At 42.0% G+C, this 3,038-nt stretch carries 4 protein-coding genes; all 4 read right to left on the reverse strand.

Annotation, left to right across the window (positions count from 1 at the left end):
* Nucleotides 1-414: 414 nt before the first annotated feature.
* The 4 genes from O4H49_RS20430 to O4H49_RS20445 all read right to left on the reverse strand — a co-directional run bounded on the left by O4H49_RS20430 (nucleotide 415) and on the right by O4H49_RS20445 (nucleotide 2,827).
* Nucleotides 415-831 (reverse strand): thermonuclease family protein, encoded by a 417-nt coding sequence (locus O4H49_RS20430; protein ID WP_269425279.1) that lies wholly within the window; start codon nucleotides 829-831, stop codon nucleotides 415-417.
* Between the two features lie 292 nt (nucleotides 832-1,123).
* On the reverse strand, nucleotides 1,124-1,714 hold the full coding sequence (locus O4H49_RS20435; RefSeq protein WP_269425280.1) for a recombinase family protein: 591 nt from the start codon (nucleotides 1,712-1,714) through the stop codon (nucleotides 1,124-1,126).
* Nucleotides 1,715-1,860: 146 nt separating this feature from the next.
* Nucleotides 1,861-2,193 (reverse strand): hypothetical protein, encoded by a 333-nt coding sequence (locus O4H49_RS20440; RefSeq protein WP_269425281.1) that lies wholly within the window; start codon nucleotides 2,191-2,193, stop codon nucleotides 1,861-1,863.
* A 10-nt stretch (nucleotides 2,194-2,203) separates the two neighbouring features.
* The gene (locus tag O4H49_RS20445) at nucleotides 2,204-2,827 is read right to left on the reverse strand and encodes a hypothetical protein (RefSeq protein ID WP_269425282.1); all 624 of its coding nucleotides are present in this window, start codon (nucleotides 2,825-2,827) and stop codon (nucleotides 2,204-2,206) included.
* Nucleotides 2,828-3,038: the final 211 nt, after the last annotated feature.

Genomic DNA, 3,038 nt, shown 5'->3' on the forward strand with positions numbered 1-3,038 from the left:
CCTGGACGGGAGCAACGCGAAGTCCAGTGCGAGCCCGGAATAGGCAATCCATATAATCTTCCCTAAAATAAGGGATATCTGTAGCGGCTTGATTTTATCGGGTGATTTGGGCTCACATTAATTGCGACTATCCGACAGGCTCGGCTCGAATTATATGAGAATGGGCTCACTTTATCTGCAACGGGCTTGATTTCGTATTTCCCGGCTCACTTTATCTGAGATTATAATTCATCCAATAAAGAATGAAGCCTATCTACTTCCGTTTCAAATCTTTAAACCGTCTGAATATAGCTCGCACTCAGTGAATAAAAATCAGGATCGGAACAGGAAAAATCAAATGACTGCATATCGCAAAGAGCCTTTTGCAGAAATTCCAACTTGTCATTAATTTCATCGATATTCTAAAATCATCCCTCAGCAATATTTAGGTAACGGCCAGTTTTGAACTGCCTCAATTTCGAAACTCCGATAGCGCCCCTTTGAAAACCTCGGGCAGTCCCTTCCATATCCAGCTGAGATAATAATTTCAGCAAGATCTCGACCTTCAAGAAAACATACACCAACATGACGATCATATGATTTTGGGCCAGCAAGAGAGCAAGAAACTGACTTACCTTTCAACAACTGAGAAACAAAAGTCTTGGCGTCATCACCAGCCCTTGAACCCAACTCTGGAACGTGAAGCCCTTCAAGTCGTATAGGAACAGAAAGAACTTCTATTGTGTCACCGTCCCGAACATGAGTAACAACACCCTCCAAGCCCGAACCATAAGCATTGTTTGAAAGTCCTAATACAATTGACGAAACAAGTAATAATTTAGCAAGAAGCATTAAAAGGCTCTCCGTCTCGCAGATGATCAATATCAGCCTGTTCCCAATTTTCTGGATCAGGGCTCCAGCAACCCAAATACTGTCGATCCTGCAAAAGTAGGTGATTATCTTTAGATCCACACATCCTGCACTTAATCCTGGATCGAATATCAAAGACATACATAAATGGAGTGTATTTGGGATGCTCCATCAATGTTACGGGGTCAATATGGTTTTTATGACCACAGCCAGTACAACAGACACTTATAACTTGATCACAATCAGACAGCGCCCCCAAGGTCCAATAATCCACCTACCACCCCCCCTCGGATTTAAGTTTATCAATCCTCCGATAAAGACTGGACCTAGAAAGGCCAATTGTCTTAGCTACCGCAGCTCCTGTTCGTGGCTTCCCATTTTCATCAAGTGTTTCTAAAAGCTGCATCGCCATACGGATACTATCATCCGAGACTTTCTCTTTCGGCCCTGATCTTTTACCGCTGGCCCACGCCGCCTCCAAACCACGTAAAGTTCTCTCTTTGATAAGATCTCTTTCAAGCTCCGCAAAGGCTGATAAAATCATAAGGATAAGCTTGCCTATAGGACCCGTGGTTGCATCCAAACCATCTGTTATCGATTGAAAGCTAATTTCACGAGCATTAAGATCCTCAAGAAAACTTAAGAGTTCAATCGTCCTTCGCCCAAGACGATCGAGCTTCCAAACCATCAAAGTATCACCAGCTTCCAAGCTACGAAGGGCTTTTTCTAGTTCGGGCTTAACTGTTGCAACACCAGATATTTTCTCAAAAAAAACCTTTTCACACCCCGCCGAATACAAATCCTTAATTTGAGTATCAAGATTTTGTTCAGCTGTTGAAACCCTTGCGTAGCCAACTTTTCTCACCGGATTATCCTGTATTGCATTAATTGTTTTTCGATTATAAGACACATCAATATAAGACACAATTAAAAGACACAAATTCTCAATGATTATTAAGTGGCACAAGACAGTCCTATAAACGATCGTTTATAGGACTGTCTTGCAGATAATCACACACTCAAAGAACGCCTACAAAACCAACCACCCCAAATCTCCATAAATTTAATCCAGTTAAGAATGTGATTCCAATTATCAGAATGAACGACAGCCAAAGGCATTTCATCGTTTTCGCCGTCCATCCAATACTGACAATGAAAGCGGGAATTTCCCGGATAATCACGATAGGAAGCAATGGGATAATCAATAATAAGCCGAATAACCCCACCATCTTCCAACTCCTTTCCCCAAGAAGGGCAAGGTTCTTTATTCCAAGAACAATCCTTAAAACCACTAGGAATAATTACATCAAGTTCAAAGCCAGGAAATTCTTCAATATAAGACATATCTACCCCCCTAAAATAAGGCTAGTTGATTTAAAGAAGAAACGTCGGCAATATTTGAACTATCACTCGCGAACGCAAGCGCCGTCGCCAAAACCCCGCCTTCTTCCAATACAATCGGGCGATAAGTAAACCAAGACTTATAACCAGTTTCACTCAATGGCATGGGATCTTTGACCCGAACCCCATTTTTCAAATGAAAAAATTGAAAATGATCTGAAATACCAAACTGCGGTTGATACAAAACCCTGCATTTGTACCCCCCACACAATGCGATATCAAAGCTACCACTTTGGCCGGGGACAGGCGGTTGCCCTGCTGGCGCAGCCCACATACTTGATAAACAATCATACCATTCAGAAGCACAATGATAATTAGCCCACTTAGAAGATTGATGTGTCAAAAAATCAGAAGAAGAAATATCATAAGCAAGCCAGCAAATAGCCATTACAAAAAGGTCAATCTGGCGGTCAGTTTTAACATCTGTCACAGGTTGCTCTGATCGCACCTTATCCAGCCGAACACCTTCTTCCAAAATTGCAGTGATTTTTTCCCCATATTCAAAGGTATTATCAGATAAGAAGGCTCTTAACCCACGGGATGGACAAGGTGCATAAGAGATTTTAAACACCATCATGACCACCCAAACGCAACGGCCATAAGAGCAACCAGACAAGGAATAATTACAGCTACGCCAAAACAGTTTATGAAATCATGCCACTTAATCTTTACTGGCCCTTGAGCTGACTTCCTATCTCTAATTTCCATAGTCATCTGATTTTATCCTCCCAAAAAAAAGAAACCCTGTAATCAAGGGTGATGCTCAACATCACCTCTGACCCACGGGC

This window comes from Kiloniella laminariae, assembly GCF_027214005.1.
GTDB classification, from domain to species: domain Bacteria; phylum Pseudomonadota; class Alphaproteobacteria; order Kiloniellales; family Kiloniellaceae; genus Kiloniella; species Kiloniella laminariae_A.

Coding starts and splice junctions, on each gene's coding strand:
- O4H49_RS20440 (WP_269425281.1), bottom strand. CDS start 2,193: ATGTCTTATATTGAAGAATTTCCTGGCTTTGAACTTGATGTAATTATT.
- O4H49_RS20430 (WP_269425279.1), bottom strand. CDS start 831: ATGCTTCTTGCTAAATTATTACTTGTTTCGTCAATTGTATTAGGACTT.
- O4H49_RS20445 (WP_269425282.1), bottom strand. CDS start 2,827: ATGATGGTGTTTAAAATCTCTTATGCACCTTGTCCATCCCGTGGGTTA.